Source organism: Pseudothermotoga sp. (genome assembly GCF_031962025.1).
Classification (GTDB): domain Bacteria; phylum Thermotogota; class Thermotogae; order Thermotogales; family DSM-5069; genus Pseudothermotoga_B.
Genome location: NZ_JAVRKW010000007.1, coordinates 53,720 through 70,598 on the forward strand (window position 1 = coordinate 53,720; position 16,879 = coordinate 70,598).

A 16,879-nucleotide genomic window follows, 5' to 3' on the forward strand; every position below is an offset into this window, starting at 1 on the left:
ATGAGACGAGACCCCAGAAGATCTGATGGAAAGAAGACCCTCAAGAATCTGATGGATGTAGCAAATGAACTTTTTGCGACCTATGGATACTATGGTGTCTCGATTCCCATGATTGCACACAAAGCCGGTGTAAAAAATGCCACTTTCTACCAGTATTTTTCCGATAAAGAATCGATATACCAAAAACTGTTAGATCATTCTTTTGAGAGATTCCAGACTCGTATGCAAAAGGTCAACGGTACCGATGCGAGCCAGATAGTCCGATCATTCATAGAGAACTACTTTGATTTTTTTTCCAACAACAGATACTGTTATAAGATATTGCACGAAGCAGTTTACCTGCGCAGAGGAGTATTTCGAAAAGTTGAAAAGACACTGAACAAGGTACTCGACAAAATCATTCCAGACTGCGACGAAGAAAATAAAATGGTCCTCAGGTGGTTCATAACAGGTCCTGTTCGTTTCGTATCGATATACAAATCACTCCAAAACGATTACAGCGTTGATCGGAAAATAGTAGACGACCTGGTCGAATTTGCAATGAGAGGTCTTGATCCAAATGATCACAAGCTCAGCAAAGAGGTGTTTGAAACAGATCTACAGCCTCTGAAAGTCGAGGTTACTTCTACGAAAATGAAACTCTTGCAAGCTGCCGAAAAACTCTTTGGTACACACGGTTACAGAAACACCATGATAAGTGATATCACGCGTATTGCAGGCGTGGCAAGTGGCACATTCTACGTTCACTTTGAAAGCAAAGAAAAAATTCTGGAAGAACTTGTGATGTCAACTAACAAAAACATGAGAATCACTATTTCGACTGCAATCAAAAAATTCTCAGACAGAAGAGATGCTGAAATAGCTGGTTTTTTAGCTTTTCTGAAATTTTTCATGCTCCATTCGAATATGTATCTAATTGTCAGACAAGCCGAGTTTTTCAATCCTGCTATTTCCAGAAGTTATTATCAGAAAATATTCAGCAGTTACCTTCCACCATTGCAAAAAGCAATGAAAGATGGACAGTTCAAAGATTTCTCACCTGATAATCTTGCTCTTGCTTTGATGGGGATAGGACATTTCATGGGTGAAGATCTGGTCGTGCAAAAGTACGGTAACACACAGCGTGTGAATGATTATCTGTCCCGATTGTCTGATTTTATCTTCAAAGGTATCTCGATCCTGTTAAGTAGTAGCGATTGTACGAGAAATCCTGAGAAAAAAGAAGCCAGAAGAAGAAATAGGTAGATTTTGTCAAAAAATCAGCGTGAAGGACTTATCCGTGCGTTTGCAAAACAGATGACTCAGGTGTTACTATTTATGGTGAATCAACTGTCAACTTGTCTGGGGGAATTACTATGACAGAACATGTTGGAATCGCCGGAATAGGCACTTATCTGCCAAGTAACTATCTTTCCGCTGAAGATCTGGAAAAACTGACAAAGATTCCTGCCAGCGTACTTGTTGAAAAATTCGGTATAATCGGCAAGTACATCCCTTCAGAGCGTGACACCACGAGCTTTATGGGCATTATGGCTGCCCGTGAAGCTATCAAAGATGCTCAGATAGATCCTTCACAGATCGATGTCGTTATATGGAATGGCGCACAGCACAAAGACTACCCGTGCTGGCTAGCGAGTACAAAGGTAGCTTACGAAATAGGTGCAAAAAATGCCTGGGCTTTTGACATGGAAGCAATGTGCGGTTCGATGATAGTCGGACTGCAGGTCGCAAGATCGTTGATGCTTTCGGAGAAAAACATAAACTGCGTCCTGCTGGTGAGCGGATACAGAAATGTGGATCTTGTGAACCATGAATACAAGCATACATCTTTCATGATTGATATTGGTGCAGGTGGTTCAGCCGTGGTGCTCAAGAAAAATCTGGGGAAAAACGCATTGCTTGGTGTGTCAAGCATCGTCGATGGATCATTTGCTGAAGATTGCATAGTACCGGTTGGTGGAACCAGAAAATGGCCCATTCAACCACAGGATCTTGAAAACTACTATTTTCAGATACAGGAACCAGAAAAATTCAAAAACCGATTGAATGAAGTGACGCTCAAAAATTTCTATTTTGTGATCGACGATGCCCTGAGAAAAAGCGGGTTAACTCGAAAAGACATCTCATATCTGGCAATATTGCATTTCAAAAGGTCTGCTCATCTTGAGGTGCTTAAGGAACTCGGTCTTAGAGAAAGTCAGACCACCTATCTGGAAAAATACGGACACATGGGTCAGAATGACCAAATCTTCTCAATAAAAGAAGGACTTCTCAACGCAAAGATAAAAGATGGTGATGTCATAGTTCTTGTTGGGGCTGGAGTTGGCTGGACATGGAACGCAGCCGTTGTTCGCTGGGGTAGTCTTAAAGAGCCTGTCAGCTGGTAGGAGGGATTATCTTGGACTGGCACACAGTTTACAAATCTAAGCTCGTGGATATTGAAAAAATACTGAGCTTGGTTGAATCAAATCAGACTATAGTTGTTGGAATGACACCGGCAGAGCCAAAGCTCTTTTTAAGAAATCTGCACAGAGTTGCCGATAGAGTGAATAATGTCACAGTTTTCACGTGCTTGAACATGGAGAATTATCCATTCTACATGGACAAATCCTTCAACGGAGTTTTTGAAAACGCTTCATGGTTCTTTGGTCAGTCAAACAGGGAAGCTGTGAAAAACGGATTTGGTACGGTCAGCTATGTGCCTAATAATTTGCACCAATCGGGAACAAACTTGCTTGAAAGCCATCCCGTTGATATCTTTGTTGGTGTTGCATCACCGATGGATAAAAATGGTTTTTTAACTCTGTCGGCATCGGTAGTTTACGAAAAAGATGTTATTGAACAGGCAAAACTCGTTGTTCTGGAAGTGAATCCCAATGCACCGAGAACTCACGGTGACACCCACATCCACATAAAAGATGTTCACTACGTAGTTGAAGTAAATTATGAACTCCCGCAGGTTGAACTGGTTGAACCGACAGAAACCGAAGCATTGATTGCACAACACATAAGTGAATTGATCGAAGATGGTTCAACCATCCAACTGGGTATAGGTGGAATACCAAATGCCGTTGCCAAGTTCCTGACAAACAAAAAAGACCTTGGTGTTCACACAGAGATGTTCACCGAGTCAATGATAGACCTGTTTGAAGCTGGTGTTATTACCAACAAGAAAAAGAGTATCTGGAAAGACAAATTCATCTGCACTTTTGCTTTTGGCACCAAGAGAATGTATGAATTCATCGACGATAATCCCTCGGTCTTTTTCCTCAGAGGCAGATATGTCAACGATCCTTATGTGATTTGCCAGAATGACAAAATGGTGAGTATTAATACTGCGCTGATGGTTGATTTAACCGGTAATGTTTGCTCAGAGGCGCTTGGCACTCAGCATTACAGTGGAACTGGTGGTCAACTCGATACACACCGCGGAGCAGTTAAGAGCAAGGGAGGTAAAGGGATAATAGCCCTTCGATCTACGGCAAAGAACGGGACAATTTCCACAATAGTTCCAATTCTACCAGCCGGCTCACCGGTGACAGTGCCGCGTCAGGAACTGGATTATGTAGTCACAGAATGGGGTGTTGCCTGGCTCAGAGGTAAAACCACCAGAGAAAGGGCAAAGGCTTTGATCGAGATTGCACATCCAGATTTCAGAGAAATGCTCAAAAAAGAAGCCAGCAAATTGCAGATTCTTTGAAAATTGAAGGGAGGTGCTGGTATGAGAAAGTTCTTCGTTTTCCTGTCGCTAATAGTCGCGCTCTGTGTTCTGGCAGAAAAACCGATAAAGATCGGTGCCATCTTGCCTCTGTCTGATATTACAGGACGGCAGGCGGCAAACGCAATGAAATTGGCTGTTAAGGAAATCAACGACGCTGGCGGAGTTCTCGGTAGACCCATCGAACTGATCATAGTGGACGACGAAATGAAGCCAGAAAAAGGTGCTGCCGCTGTGGACAAACTTGCAACAGTCGACAAAGTAGACTTCTTCGTCGGGGGTATGTCAAGTGGAGTTCATCTGGCACAGATTCCAATTTTGAAAAAGTACAAAAAGATCACCGTATGGATAGGAGCAGCATCTTACAAGTGTGAAGAAGCCATTGGTGAAGACGCAGACTGGTATTTTCATCTGCATCCCTGGGACTATCTTCAGGGCGAGAGCTACGCTATAGGATGGAAAGCCATAACAGAAAAGTATCCACAGGTCAAAATCGAGAAAATATTCTTGGCTTATGAAGAAGGAGCTTTTGGGACATCTTCTTTCAAATCCTATATGGACGAATTTGAACTCGCGAAAAAGGGCACAGGTGTGTGGTCGGGATTGATGAAAGATCTGAAAGGAGCTCCATTCAAAAGTGCATCCCTAGGTGGCGGAGACTACAGAGCCATGTTATTGCAGGCAAAACAGTATGATCCCGATCTTTTCATCTGGGCAGGTTACGACGCAGATGCAATTCCAATGCTGACACAGGCTAAGGAAATAGGTTTTGCTCCAAAACTCTTTGTCGGTGCACCTCCAGGATGGCCTGCTGATTTTGGGAAGAACCCACTGTCGCACGGTGTGATCCTATACGGTATGTGGGCTCCTGCGTTAAAGGATGTCAGTCCAGTCGCACGTCATTTCTGGGATGCCTATGTGAAAGAGTTCAACGAAGAGCCTGCAACGTATTTCGCACCGCTTGGTTACACCAATATCTATTTTCTGGTTGAGGGCATCAAGAAAGCCGGTACGCTCGATGATAAAGCCATCATTCAGGCTCTGAGAAGTGTGGAATACGACTCTCCAATCGGCGGCGTACTGAAGATTTCACCAAGTAGAATCATCAAAAATCAAGGTTTCAGGGCTCAGAAAATCCTTCAGTGGCAGAACGGTGTACAGCATGTTATCTGGCCCTTTGAATATGCCACAGCAGAACTGATTTATCCGTTCCCTGGATGGTCAACAAGATGATAAAAGGCTGGGTACCAGCCCAGCCTTTTTTAAGTGAGAGGTGGAGCGATGAAAAAAGCACTGAATCTGTATGCGCTGTTTTTTATAATGCTCATTGTGGTGGCAGTGGTCCGTCCGTATGCCTTTTTCTATGGACTGCAAAGAGGCAGCCTCTATGCTCTTGTTGCTTTGCCGCTTGCTCTGATTCTTGGAATAGTTGGATTACTCAATCTTGCACATGGTGATTTTTTGACTCTGGCATTATACCTTGGTTATATTCTCTTCAACCAGTTGAAGTTCGATCCGATTTTTTCAATTGTTGTAGTAGCACCGGTTCTTTTTATAATTGGTTTTGCAGTTTACAAATCGACGATCGAGGTGGTCCTAAAGTCGCACCATCTGAATCTACTTTTGATAACCTTTGGAGTTTCGATTACACTCGTCGAGTTGGTGAATTTGCTGTGGACCTCAAGACCAAGAAATATTTACGTGTCATACGCAACAAAGTCCATCAAAGTCTTTGGGATAAACATCGGTGCTTATGAGTTTGTGTATGTCGTTGCGGCCGTTGTTATTTTGCTGATTATCATGCTGATACTAAAGAAAACAAGGTTTGGACAGGCAGCTTTTGCCGTGGGACAGAATCCCAAAGGTGCAGCCATAGTTGGAATAAATGTGAAGCTGGTCTACACAGTTACCTTCAGCCTTGCAACAGCCATGATAGCTGTGGCGGCTGGATTGATGATGCCAAGGGTTTCCATCTTTCCGCAACTTGGTGGACCTTTCACGATGAAATCTTTCTGTCTCACTGCAATGGCTGGGCTTGGAAATCTTCCGGGCATTCTTCTTTCTGGTATCACTCTTGGTATCGCTGAGGCAGTAGTACAGTCAATTCCCGGTTACAGTGGCTGGTCTGATCTGGTGTTTTTTGGAGTTTTAATCTTTGTAATCGCACTCAGAGCATATCGGAGGGCTGAAAGATGAAAAAAAACCTGTTTATTCTAATTGCAACGATATTTGTGGCGATCCTTCCGTTTTTTGCAGACATGTATTTGATTCATGTTGCAAGTTCAATAATGATATTCATGTGCCTTGCACTCAGCTGGGACATGATGCTCAGAACAGGTCAGCTCTCCTTTGGCACAGCGGGTTTTTTTGGACTCGGTGCATATGCCGCGATAATAGCCGTCGATGATTTTTCCATCAGTCCCGTGATGAGTATATTCGTAGGTGCAGCTTTTGCAGCACTTGTGGCGCTGACACTCGGCATTGCGGTTCTGAAACTCAGAGAAATGTATTTTGCGATAACCACACTTGCTCTTACGAGTGTTTTTATGGTACTTGCGCGTAATCTTTCAGACCTGACCGGCGGTGCGGCTGGTAAGGTGCTTTTCAACGCCATATTCGATGGAGAACCAAAGAAAACTTACTGGCTTATACTGGCTTTCACGTTGATCGTCATCTTTCTGTCTGAAATCTTTGAAAGAACCAGAATGAAATATGCAATCAGCTCAATAAGGAACGATGAACTTGTTGCAAAATCCAGCGGAATAAATATTTTCAAGTATTTGTTGATCGTTTTTATTATTACCTCTGCCATACAGGGAGCAGCAGGTGCTATTTATGCCCAGCAATATGCTTTTGTTGAACCAGAAAGCACTTTTTCATCGAATTTCCTGTTATTGCCCATCGCTATGGCACTGGTCGGTGGCATCTATTCGACACCTGGACCGATAGTCGGGGCTTTGATTTTGGGATTTGCTTCGGAGTACCTGAAATTGCTGATGCCTTACGGTCATCTGATAATATATGGAATCATAATCATTCTGACGATAATCTTTTTGCGTAAAGGTGTCTATGGAACGATAATAGAAAGAATCAGATCTAAGTGATCGGAGGTTCTCCTATGAGCATACTGCGTCTTGAAAACCTGACAAAGCGTTTTGGGGGACTTGTGGCTGTTAACAATGTGAGTTTGGAAATACAAGAAAAAGAAATAGTTGGCATAATAGGACCGAATGGTGCGGGTAAAACTACGCTCACCAGCCTTGTTGCAGGAACACTTCAAGTTACAAGCGGGAAGATCTTTTTCAAAGATGAAGATGTGACAGGGTTACCAGCACACATCAGAGTTAGAATGGGTATTTCAAGGACTTTCCAAACTGTGAGACCGCTCAGAGATTTCACCGCACTCGAAAATGTCATGATCGGTGCTCTCTTTGCAAAAGGTGATTCACTCAAAAAGGCAAGAGAAGATGCATACGAGGCATGTCAGCTCTTGAAACTTGAGCGAACAGATCTTCATCCGGATAAATTGACTGTCTTTGAATTGAAAAAAATGGAGATAGCAAGAGCAATCGTTTCTAATCCAAAACTGGTCTTTCTTGATGAAATCATGGCTGGGTTGAACTTGGAAGAAATGAAGCAGATGACACAGATAGTTAAATCACTCAGAGACAGAGGTATCACAATCTGTGTTATAGAGCACGTCATGAGTGTGATAAATGAACTGACCGACAGAGTCATCGTCCTTGACAGAGGCGAGATAATCGCACAGGGACCTTATTATGAAGTTTCACAGAATAAACACGTTATAGCTGCATATCTTGGGGAGGAAGTTTGATGCTCGAAATAAAAAATCTCAATGTGGCATACGGAAAAGTTCAAGTGATATGGGACGTCTCCATCACGATCGGCTCGGAAGCCGTGGGATTATTTGGTCCAAACGGTGCCGGTAAAACCACACTGATTAATTGCATACTTGGAATAGTGCGTCCTGTGAGTGGAAGTATATTTTTTGATGGCAAAAACATAGTGGGTCTGGAAACTCATAAAATTGCTCGACTTGGCATAGCTCTGGTACCACAGGAAAGGGAATTGTTCCCGCTCATGACAGTTGAGGAAAATCTCAGATCCGGTGCTGCCTATATTCCTCATGCAAGGAATCGCATTCTTGAACGCATGGATTTTGTTTTTAGCGTTTTCCCCATTTTAAAGGAAAGATTATCTCAGAAAGCTGGTACAATGAGCGGTGGAGAACAGAGAATGCTTGCGGTCGGAAGAGCTCTGATGTCCTGTCCAAAACTTTTGATTCTCGACGAACCTTCTGTGGGTCTGCAACCATCCATAGTCACCGAAATGTTCGCCAGACTCAAACAGATACGAAAAGAAGGAGTGGCAATACTTTTAACCGAGCAAAATGTCAAGCAGGGTTTGAAAGTAATAGATAGAGGATATGTAATTGAAAACGGTAGAATAGCTATTGAGGACAGATCAGAAAACCTTGCTCAAAATGAGCATGTGAGAAAAGCATATCTTGGGGTGTAGAAAGGAGTGGGCTTTATGAGGCTTGAAGGAAAAGTGTGCATTATCACCGGGGCAGCAAGTGGTATAGGCAGAGCGGCATCTTTACTTTTCGCCAAGGAAGGAGCAACAGTCTGTGCGTGCGATATTTCCAAAGAACAACTCGATAAATTGGTTGAAGATGCTTTCGGTCTGCCCGGAAAGATCGATCCGTTTGTCCTGAATGTTACCAAAAGAGATGAAGTCTTCAAAGTTGTCGAGCAAATCGCAGCAAAATATGGAAAAATCGATGTGCTTGTGAATAACGCCGGAATAACCAGAGATGCTCTACTGGTGAAAATGACTGAAGAAGAATGGGATGCGGTGATCGATGTAAATCTAAAGGGTGTTTTCAACATGACTCAAGCAGTTGCACCGTACATGATTAAAGCCCAAAAAGGTTCCATCATTAACACATCTTCAATTGTTGGCATTTATGGAAACATTGGTCAGACAAATTACGCCGCGACAAAAGGCGGAGTCATAGCCATGACAAAAACATGGGCAAAGGAACTCGCAAGAAAGGGTGCTCAAATAAGGGTTAACGCGGTGGCACCCGGTTTCATCAAAACTCCCATGACCGATAAAGTGCCTGAAAAAATCATCGAATCAGTTACGACCCGCACCGCACTGGCGAGAATGGGAGAACCACAAGAAGTTGCAAATGTCTATCTATTCCTTGCAAGCGATGAGTCTTCCTTTGTAACAGGACAGGTAATCGGTGTTGATGGGGGATTACAGCTATAAAGGGAGGTGTTTGTATGAAAAGATTGCTCATTTTCTCAATGGTTTTACTGTCTGTTCTGATAGTAGCAGAGGTTGGTGTTTACAAAGACAAAGTGGTCATCGGAACATTTCAGGCATTATCAGGACCGTATGCGATCATAGGTCAGGAAATGTCCAAGGGAATGAATGCCTATTTCAACTGGGTCAACAAAAATGGAGGAGTCTACGGGAGAAAAATCGAACTGATCATTGCAGACGATCAGCTGAACCCGTCAAAAACCGTTGTCGAAGTTAAAAGACTGGTTGAGTCAGATAAGGTTTTTGCGATCGTCGGTGGTCTTGGATCTTACGGATGTCTTGCCGTCATGGATTATCTGGAAAAGAACGGCGTACCTTTTGTTTATCAGGGTGCAGGAACGAGTTTGCTGGTTAACCCTCCAAAGAAATACATATTCGCTGTCCAGCCAGATTACACCTTTGAAGGTCAGTTGATTGCCAAGTTTCTCGTTGAGAATCTCGACAAAAAGAGAATTGCGATTATCTACATGTCCAATGATGTCGGCGAGGAAGGCAGAGCGGCGGTCAAAGCAAGGCTGGAAAAGTACAAGATGAAACCGGTTGTTGAAGTTGGTTACAATCCACTGGAGACAGACTACAGTGCCTTGGCAATCAATGTGCTGAATGCCAATGTGGATTCAATTGTGATCTATGGTTTTATCACCGACACAGTCCGATGGATCAAAACTTTGAGAGATTATGGTGTAGCTGCCCCCGTGGTTACAACTTATTCCAACGCGGATCCAAGTTTTGTAGCCATTGGTGGTAAACAGGTCGAAGGTGTTTACCTGACAGGATGGGTACCATTGGCAACACCAGACAGACCTGAGTTCTTAAGAGATTATCAAAGAGCCGTCGCAATCTATCAGGAGACTTATCCAAACCAGCCGATGTCTTCGTATGCGGTTGCTGGTTTTATCGCTGCTGAAGTTTTCGTGCAGGGATTGCTCAGAGCAGGTTCTGATCTAACACGTGAAGGTCTTGTTCAGGCACTTGAAACTTTCAAAAACTGGGATGGAATACTCACAAAAGACATAACATGGGGACCAAATCTCAGGCGAGGAAAATCCAGCATGTACTTCATGAAGATCGAGAATGGAATCTTCGTTCCAGTTACAGATCTCATGACTTTGCAGGATTAACGCAAAAAGGGGCTTTCGCCCCTTTTTGTACACCATGGAGGTGTGATCTTTGCCGCTTTTGCAAATTCAAAATCTGACAGTGAGATTTGGTGGATTGACCGCGGTGAATGATCTTTCAATGAATGTCGAAAGTGGTTTAATACATTCTCTGATAGGACCAAATGGAGCAGGTAAAACCACCGTTTTCAACGCAATAACTGGAATTGTGAGACCTCATTCTGGAAAGATACTCATCGATGGTAAGGATCTCACAAAAGAACGTCCTGACAAAATCATCGAAGCGGGTGTCAGCAGGACTTTTCAAAACGTCGCAATTTTCAAATACATGACGGTTCTTGAAAACCTATATCTGGGTTATCACAGTAAATTAAAACCAAACCTTGGCTGGCAGATGTACTCAAAGGCTTTGAATATAGCCGATCTTCTTGGTCTGAAAAGTAGGCTTCTGAGTTACGCCGGTTCGATACCTTTTATGGCGCAGAAACTCGTTGAAATTGGAAGGGCACTGATGAGCGATCCAAAGATATTACTGCTTGACGAACCTGCCGCCGGTTTAACAGATGTTGAAACACAGCAGATGAAAGAAATTATTGTTTATATAAAAAAAGAAATGGGCATCACTGTGCTGCTGGTCGAACACGATATGAGTGTGGTAATGAGTATATCTGATATGGTGACTGTTATGGATTTTGGTAAAAAGATCAGTGAAGGAAGTCCGCAATTTGTCAAAAACGATCCAGAGGTTATCAGGGCTTACCTGGGAGAGAGTGAAAGTGCTTGAATTGAAGAACATAACCATCAAGTATGGTCCTGTTGTTGCTGTAAAAGAGCTTTCTTTATCGGTGAATGAAGGTAGCATAACAGCTCTACTTGGTGCCAACGGTGCTGGCAAAACTTCTGTTCTAATGGCAATAGCCGGATTGAACCGGATTTCATCCGGTCAGATTTTATTCAACAAAGAAAGAATAGATCTTATTCCAGCTTATGAGATAGTTAAAAGGGGCTTGATACTCTGCCCTGATAGCAGATTGATTTTTCATAACATGACTGTTCTTGAGAACCTGAAAGTCGGTGCATACATCAGAAAAGACAGCATCAAGGAAGATCTGGAGTATGTCTCTTCGCTTTTTCCCAGATTAAAGGAGAGGCTCAAGCAGCTTGCTGGCACACTTTCAGGCGGTGAAAGGCAAATGCTTGCGATTGCAAGGGCATTGATGGCAAGACCAAAGTTTTTAATGCTCGATGAACCATCTATGGGACTTGCACCAAATCTGGTTAAAGAGATTATGAAAACGATCCAGAAGATAAACCAGGATGGTGTAACCATCCTGCTCGTTGAGCAGAACGCTTACTCAGCACTCAAAATCGCTCATTACGCCTGTGTCCTTCAGGCGGGAAAAGCTGTGATTCAATCAACTGCGCAGGAACTTCTCAAAGATCGAAAGATAGTCGAAGGTTATCTGGGAGGTTGAGTATGTTTTTCAACAGACTGGTTCTCGGTCTTTCAACCGGTGCTTTTTATTCTTTAACGGCACTTGGAATAGTGATGATATTCAAAGTAACCGGTGTCATGAATTTCGCGTTTGGCAATATGGCGATGTTCATGGCTTATGTGGCGTATACGTTTGTGGAAAAAGGAACAGGTCCCGTAGTGGCATTTTTACTGGTTTTACCCATAGCGGCACTCTTTGGTTTTATGGTTGAAAGATACACATTGAGACCCGTCAGAAATCTATCGCACAGTTCAATGCTCATAATAACCCTTGGGATATTGATGATTCTGGAAGGTTTGAGTACGCAAATCTGGGGCACCCAGTACAAATCTTTTCCTGAACTAGTCAGCGGTAAACCATTCATCATCAGGGGGAATTTTGGAATACTGGTTTTTCGAAGACAGGATATACTCTTGTTCGCCACTCTTGCCTTTGTGGTGCTCCTAATGGCGATAATTGTGAGATACACCAAAGCCGGCTTGGCAATCAAAGCTGTATCGGAGAACGAGAAAACATCTCAATTGATGGGAATAAATCCTGCAAAGGTGTTCAGCTGGTCCTGGATCACAGGCACTTTGATAGGAACAACAGTCGCATTACTCGGTGCACCAAAAACTTACATATCACCGACGATGATGGTATTTTACCAGCTTCAGGGCTTCACGGCGGCAGTTCTGGGAGGATTCGACAGCCTTTCCGGTGCAGTTTTGGGAGGGTTGCTGCTCGGTGTAATTGAAAATCTCGTTGGTGGTTATATAAGTAATGAGCTGAAGATGACTCTTTCTTTAATTGTCATAATCACAATCCTGTTGATAAGACCTCAGGGACTCTTTGGAAGCCGTGATATCAGGAGAGTGTAGAAATGGGATGGATTGTTGGTTTAGCTGCTCTAATTTTACTACCTTTTGTTTTTAAACTGAGTACTTTCATAATAACAATCATCAATCTTACGATGATAGATGTACTTGCAGCTATGGGGCTGAATTTGATCATGGGTTATACCGGTCAAATTTCAATAGGTCATGCAGCCTTTATGAGCGTGGGTGCATACACTTCAACTATACTCGTTCAAAAACTATCCCTGCCGGTACCTGTTGGTATCATAGCAGGCACTTTGATGGGAGCGGTTTTTGGATTTGCGCTTGGGTTCCCTTCTTTGAGATTGACCGGATTTTATCTTGCAATAACCACAATGGGTTTTGGTGTAGCAATTGAACAGATCTTCGGTGCATGGAAAAATGTCACATCAGGACACATAGGAATAAGAAATATCACCAAACTCGGCAATGAAATTCAAAGTTATTATATCATCCTTTTCATACTCATATTGAGCATTTACATCTTTCACAAAGTGACCTCTAACAGAACAGGCAGGGCTTTAAAAGCCATCAGGGAAAATCCACTTGTTGCAAGAACCTTTGGAGTGAACCTGACGTATTTCAAAGTTCTCGCGTTCGTAATCGGATCTGCCTATGCCGGACTTGCGGGTGCACTCTATGCTCACACAGTTGGATATATCGCACCGAACAATTTCGGGCTTTCAAAGTCGCTGGAATTACTGGCAATGGTTGTAGTCGGTGGTATGGGTATGATTTCTGGACCAATCTTCGGTGCTTCATTATACACGATCTTACCGTTTTTCTTCAGCAGAACTGGTTTATCCATCTCGATAATCTTTGGATCAATACTGATCATAACAGTTCTTTTCATGCCACGCGGGATCGGTTATCATTTGTACAATCTCTGGCTCAGGTACGGTGAATTGCCTGTTATATTCTTCAAAAGAAGGAAAAAATCAAAAGAAGGTAATTACGTGGAGCTTTCATCTGCAGTGCTTCACTATTACGAAAACCGTCCAGATGGAAAGGTGATTCTGTGTATCCATGGAAATTTCGGCTCTTACAGGTGGTTCAAGCCTCTGATGGAAAAAATGGCTGATTACAGGGTCATAGCAATTGATTTGCCCAATTTTGGCGACTCTTCAAAAGGCGACAGTTCACTCGATTTTTATGCCGACGTCGTTTATGAATTCATCAAAAAAATGCAGATAAAACCCGTACTGATAGCCCATTCACTGGGTGGCGCTGTTGGTATGCTGCTTGCCTCAAAATACCCGGATTGTTTGCAATCTCTCATACTTGTTGATCCATGCCCGATAGACGGACTGGTCACACCAACTGAGAATATGCCCTATCTTGAACTGTACAAAACAAACAGATCGATCCTGAAAAAATCCATCGAAGGACTTTTGAAAACTGTGAAAGATAAAAAATTCGTTCAAGCTCTGGTCGATGATGCTCTGAAAATGAATCCTGATAGTATTTATCCACACGCAATTGAGCTTGGAAAATTCAATCTGATAGAAAAAGCAGACAGAATAAAGGTACCTGTTGTCGTTGTATTTGGGGAACTCGATGGTTTGTTAACCACCAAGCAGATGGAAAAAACAGCCCAGATCCTGCACGCACAGCTTAGGATTATCAAAAACGTTGCTCACACACCTTTTGTTGAAAATCCAGAGCTTTTCATAGAAACCATCAAAGATTATTTATAAGGAGGTTTTAGGCATGAAGTATGCAAAGATAATCTCTTCGGGTATGTACGTCCCACAGAAGATAATGACTAACAAAGAATTTGAGCAGATCACCAACATGGTTATCGATCCATACTTCACCGAGCAGATAGGCATAAACCACAGGCACATATCTCAACCACATGAGACCACAACTTTCATGGCGGCTGAGGCTGCAAAGAGAGCCCTTGAAAGAATAGGTATGGAACCAGAAAAAATCGATTTGATAATACTTGGCACTGATACACCTGAAGCTATCTCTCCACCTGATGCTGCTCGAGTTCAGTATTTAATCGGTGCAAACAAAGCCGAACCTCTGGCTTTCAACGTGAATGCCTCATGTGCAAATGGTGCTTTGTTGCTTGATATAGCATCGCGGTATATCGCCCTGGGAGATTACAAAAATGTTCTGGTCATAGGTGTATATGCGATGACAAAGTTTTTGAACTGGAAATACTCCTGGGAAGCACTGTTTTCAGATGGTGCTGGTGCTCTGATACTTACGGCAGATGACAGACCCGGATATATCGGGAGCGTTTCAAGATGTGACGGAAGCTGGTGGCAAAATTGGGGTATTTTTATGGGTGCAGGAACTATGAACATCGAAGGCATAGACAGGGGTTTACACAAACTCGATCTGAGAGCAGCTTACCCTGCCACTGTGAACGAAGAAGGCTGGCCCATGCTGATCAACAAACTTCTGGCGAAATACAACATTTCAAAAGAAGAAATCGGAATGATATTTTTCACACAGGTTAGGAAAAAGACCATACTGAAGGTCATGGAAATTCTCGGTATAAATGAAGAAAAAACTCACATGATAATGGACAAATACGGCTATACAGGTTCAGCATGTGTTTACATGGCTTATGATGATGCTTTTGATTGCGGGAAGATGAAAAACATGGAAGGTAAAGTTGTGATCTTTTTGACTTCGGGGGTGGGATTTCAGCAGGTTGCGGTGGCTTTCAGGGGGTGAGAGGGATGTACACAACCAGCGATGGAGTCACAATAGATTACGAGGTTCACGGTGAATCAGAGGAAACTGTCGTTTTTCTCAACGGCATCTTTATGCATTACAGCAGCTGGTTTTACATCGCAGATAAGCTCAAAGATCACTATAAGGTTGTTCTTCACAATTTCAGATGCCAGTGGAGTTCGCAAAACGGACCTTGTAGCTTTGACAGGCATGTTGAGGACCTCAAAGAACTTCTCGATCATCTTAAAATCGGTGCAGTGCATTTAGCTGGTACATCTTATGGTGCAGAAGTTGGAATGTTCTTTGCTATAAAATATCCACAACTGGTAAAGTCTCTCACAATCATAACCGCAACAGCCCGTGTAACGCCCTCCATCAAGTACAGAGCTTTGAGATGGAGGGATGGGGCAATGAGCAAAGATAAAGAAATATTCGTCAGAAGCTGGATTAACGATGTATACAGTGATCAATTCCTTGATAAGCACCCAAATCTCTTTGAAACGATCACTCAGCGAATGCAGGATTTCAATTACCAAGGAGCTGTAAAGTTGCTGGATGCTTTTCTTGAACTTGAGCAAAAACCGCTGTTAAATCATCTTTCAAAGATAAGTGCACCAACGCTCGTAGCTTCTGCACAGTTTGATCACATAAAACCAATGTGTTTTTCACAGGAAATAGCACACCAGATACCAAATGCAAGATATGTATGTATTCCAGACTGTGGTCATGCCGCGGTGGTTGAAAAACCAAAGGAGGTGTTTTTCCTTATAAAAGCTCATCTGTCTTTCCTGAAAGACTGAGAGATTAGACCTATGCCAAGATACGATCGTTTTTACCAGGATCCTGGTGGGTACCCTCCATAATATATTATACGGAAACACAAAATATCTAAAACGATCAAGAGGCTCTTGGAAAGATAATTTGAGCTAGAAAACACATGAAAAGCCACGCAAAATGTCTAAGATAGAACTTAGGTTATAACTAACAATTTCTGGTGCGGTGGTCAATCAAAGACATTGCTGATACTTCTTTCAAGCCACCGCCTGTAATTTTCTTCGATTGTTTCTACTTCCACGCTGAAAATCGCAGGAACAGAATATGGATGAAGTTCCTTCAATCTTTTAAACAGTTCATGTTCTTTGAGCTTGCTTGTTTTGAAAATCACCGCAAATTCCGTATCCTGAGTGACCTTCCCATCCCACCAGTAACCTGAATCAACCTGGAAGATATTAAAACAGGCTATGAGTTTTTCTAAAAGCAGATTTTTACAGACCTCCAGGGCTTTTTCCCTATTCGGAAATGTGGTGTAGACTATAATCATCACAAAATCACCCCTTTTTGTTACCCGCCACTGCTATAATTATTGTACACAATACATGTAAAAGATTTTTAAAAAATCAGGAGGGCGATCTTTGTGAAAAGTTATCGCAAGGAGCTTTTGTTTCATACAAACAAAAGAAGAGAGTTCTTGACCTCCTCCCAATCCCCTAAATGGGATAGGATTCCCATTAAGGAGATTAGGCTTCCCGCTTCAACATGGTGTGACTTACCAGGATATAGGGATTGCCCCTAAATATCTTGGCAGTGGTCTCCCACTCCACGGGCTTTAATTCGGACCGGTCCAGCCCTACTGCTTTT

17 protein-coding genes are annotated in these 16,879 nt (G+C 42.7%); 16 read left to right on the plus strand and 1 reads right to left on the minus strand.

The annotated features are described in order from the left end of the window. The 16 genes from AC4E92_RS06990 (at position 1) to AC4E92_RS07065 (ending at position 16,041) form a co-directional block, all read left to right on the plus strand. Positions 1-1,245, plus strand: a complete 1,245-nt coding sequence (locus AC4E92_RS06990; RefSeq protein ID WP_490239877.1) for a TetR/AcrR family transcriptional regulator — start codon at positions 1-3, stop codon at positions 1,243-1,245. 110 nt (positions 1,246-1,355) lie between these two features. After that, positions 1,356-2,387, plus strand: coding sequence for a 3-oxoacyl-ACP synthase (locus AC4E92_RS06995; protein WP_490239878.1), 1,032 nt, complete (start codon positions 1,356-1,358; stop codon positions 2,385-2,387). Between the two features lie 11 nt (positions 2,388-2,398). Continuing rightward, positions 2,399-3,700 (plus strand): acetyl-CoA hydrolase/transferase family protein, encoded by a 1,302-nt coding sequence (locus AC4E92_RS07000; RefSeq protein ID WP_490239879.1) that lies wholly within the window; start codon positions 2,399-2,401, stop codon positions 3,698-3,700. A gap of 21 nt (positions 3,701-3,721) precedes the next feature. Continuing rightward, positions 3,722-4,951 (plus strand): ABC transporter substrate-binding protein, encoded by a 1,230-nt coding sequence (locus tag AC4E92_RS07005; protein ID WP_490239880.1) that lies wholly within the window; start codon positions 3,722-3,724, stop codon positions 4,949-4,951. 48 nt (positions 4,952-4,999) lie between these two features. After that, complete coding sequence (locus tag AC4E92_RS07010; RefSeq protein WP_490239881.1) at positions 5,000-5,914, plus strand: branched-chain amino acid ABC transporter permease; 915 nt, start codon at positions 5,000-5,002, stop codon at positions 5,912-5,914. Beyond that, positions 5,911-6,822, plus strand: coding sequence for a branched-chain amino acid ABC transporter permease (locus AC4E92_RS07015; protein ID WP_490239882.1), 912 nt, complete (start codon positions 5,911-5,913; stop codon positions 6,820-6,822). Before AC4E92_RS07010 ends, AC4E92_RS07015 begins: the two co-directional genes overlap by 4 nt. 14 nt (positions 6,823-6,836) lie before the next feature. After that, positions 6,837-7,553, plus strand: a complete 717-nt coding sequence (locus tag AC4E92_RS07020; protein ID WP_490239883.1) for an ABC transporter ATP-binding protein — start codon at positions 6,837-6,839, stop codon at positions 7,551-7,553. Then, a complete protein-coding gene (locus tag AC4E92_RS07025) occupies positions 7,553-8,257 on the plus strand; it encodes an ABC transporter ATP-binding protein (protein WP_490239884.1) in 705 nt (234 codons plus the stop codon). Before AC4E92_RS07020 ends, AC4E92_RS07025 begins: the two co-directional genes overlap by 1 nt. 15 nt (positions 8,258-8,272) lie before the next feature. Next, on the plus strand, positions 8,273-9,019 hold the full coding sequence (gene fabG / locus AC4E92_RS07030) for a 3-oxoacyl-[acyl-carrier-protein] reductase (RefSeq protein WP_490239885.1): 747 nt from the start codon (positions 8,273-8,275) through the stop codon (positions 9,017-9,019). Between the two features lie 14 nt (positions 9,020-9,033). Beyond that, complete coding sequence (locus AC4E92_RS07035; RefSeq protein ID WP_490239886.1) at positions 9,034-10,197, plus strand: ABC transporter substrate-binding protein; 1,164 nt, start codon at positions 9,034-9,036, stop codon at positions 10,195-10,197. A 49-nt stretch (positions 10,198-10,246) separates the two neighbouring features. Further along, positions 10,247-10,978: an ABC transporter ATP-binding protein gene (locus AC4E92_RS07040; protein ID WP_490239887.1), complete on the plus strand. Its 732-nt coding sequence runs from the start codon at positions 10,247-10,249 to the stop codon at positions 10,976-10,978. After that, positions 10,971-11,669 carry an ABC transporter ATP-binding protein gene (locus AC4E92_RS07045; RefSeq protein ID WP_490239888.1) on the plus strand — a complete coding sequence of 233 codons (699 nt, stop codon included), beginning with the start codon at positions 10,971-10,973 and terminating at the stop codon, positions 11,667-11,669. The genes AC4E92_RS07040 and AC4E92_RS07045 overlap by 8 nt, the downstream gene beginning before the upstream one ends. 2 nt (positions 11,670-11,671) lie before the next feature. Further along, a complete protein-coding gene (locus AC4E92_RS07050) occupies positions 11,672-12,550 on the plus strand; it encodes a branched-chain amino acid ABC transporter permease (protein WP_490239889.1) in 879 nt (292 codons plus the stop codon). Positions 12,551-12,552: 2 nt separating this feature from the next. Continuing rightward, a complete protein-coding gene (locus tag AC4E92_RS07055; protein WP_490239890.1) occupies positions 12,553-14,244 on the plus strand; it encodes an alpha/beta fold hydrolase in 1,692 nt (563 codons plus the stop codon). Positions 14,245-14,257: 13 nt separating this feature from the next. Continuing rightward, a complete protein-coding gene (locus tag AC4E92_RS07060) occupies positions 14,258-15,241 on the plus strand; it encodes a 3-oxoacyl-ACP synthase III family protein (protein ID WP_490239891.1) in 984 nt (327 codons plus the stop codon). Between the two features lie 5 nt (positions 15,242-15,246). Beyond that, positions 15,247-16,041 (plus strand): alpha/beta fold hydrolase, encoded by a 795-nt coding sequence (locus tag AC4E92_RS07065; RefSeq protein ID WP_490239892.1) that lies wholly within the window; start codon positions 15,247-15,249, stop codon positions 16,039-16,041. Positions 16,042-16,244: 203 nt separating this feature from the next. Here AC4E92_RS07065 and cutA read toward each other — a convergent pair whose 3' ends face one another. Then, positions 16,245-16,562: a divalent-cation tolerance protein CutA gene (gene cutA, locus AC4E92_RS07070; RefSeq protein WP_490239893.1), complete on the minus strand. Its 318-nt coding sequence runs from the start codon at positions 16,560-16,562 to the stop codon at positions 16,245-16,247. Positions 16,563-16,879 lie beyond the last annotated feature (317 nt).

Coding starts and splice junctions, on each gene's coding strand:
- AC4E92_RS06990 (WP_490239877.1), top strand. CDS start 1: ATGAGACGAGACCCCAGAAGATCTGATGGAAAGAAGACCCTCAAGAAT.
- AC4E92_RS06995 (WP_490239878.1), top strand. CDS start 1,356: ATGACAGAACATGTTGGAATCGCCGGAATAGGCACTTATCTGCCAAGT.
- AC4E92_RS07005 (WP_490239880.1), top strand. CDS start 3,722: ATGAGAAAGTTCTTCGTTTTCCTGTCGCTAATAGTCGCGCTCTGTGTT.
- AC4E92_RS07010 (WP_490239881.1), top strand. CDS start 5,000: ATGAAAAAAGCACTGAATCTGTATGCGCTGTTTTTTATAATGCTCATT.
- AC4E92_RS07015 (WP_490239882.1), top strand. CDS start 5,911: ATGAAAAAAAACCTGTTTATTCTAATTGCAACGATATTTGTGGCGATC.
- AC4E92_RS07020 (WP_490239883.1), top strand. CDS start 6,837: ATGAGCATACTGCGTCTTGAAAACCTGACAAAGCGTTTTGGGGGACTT.
- AC4E92_RS07025 (WP_490239884.1), top strand. CDS start 7,553: ATGCTCGAAATAAAAAATCTCAATGTGGCATACGGAAAAGTTCAAGTG.
- fabG (WP_490239885.1), top strand. CDS start 8,273: ATGAGGCTTGAAGGAAAAGTGTGCATTATCACCGGGGCAGCAAGTGGT.
- AC4E92_RS07035 (WP_490239886.1), top strand. CDS start 9,034: ATGAAAAGATTGCTCATTTTCTCAATGGTTTTACTGTCTGTTCTGATA.
- AC4E92_RS07050 (WP_490239889.1), top strand. CDS start 11,672: ATGTTTTTCAACAGACTGGTTCTCGGTCTTTCAACCGGTGCTTTTTAT.
- AC4E92_RS07055 (WP_490239890.1), top strand. CDS start 12,553: ATGGGATGGATTGTTGGTTTAGCTGCTCTAATTTTACTACCTTTTGTT.
- AC4E92_RS07060 (WP_490239891.1), top strand. CDS start 14,258: ATGAAGTATGCAAAGATAATCTCTTCGGGTATGTACGTCCCACAGAAG.
- AC4E92_RS07065 (WP_490239892.1), top strand. CDS start 15,247: ATGTACACAACCAGCGATGGAGTCACAATAGATTACGAGGTTCACGGT.
- cutA (WP_490239893.1), bottom strand. CDS start 16,562: ATGATTATAGTCTACACCACATTTCCGAATAGGGAAAAAGCCCTGGAG.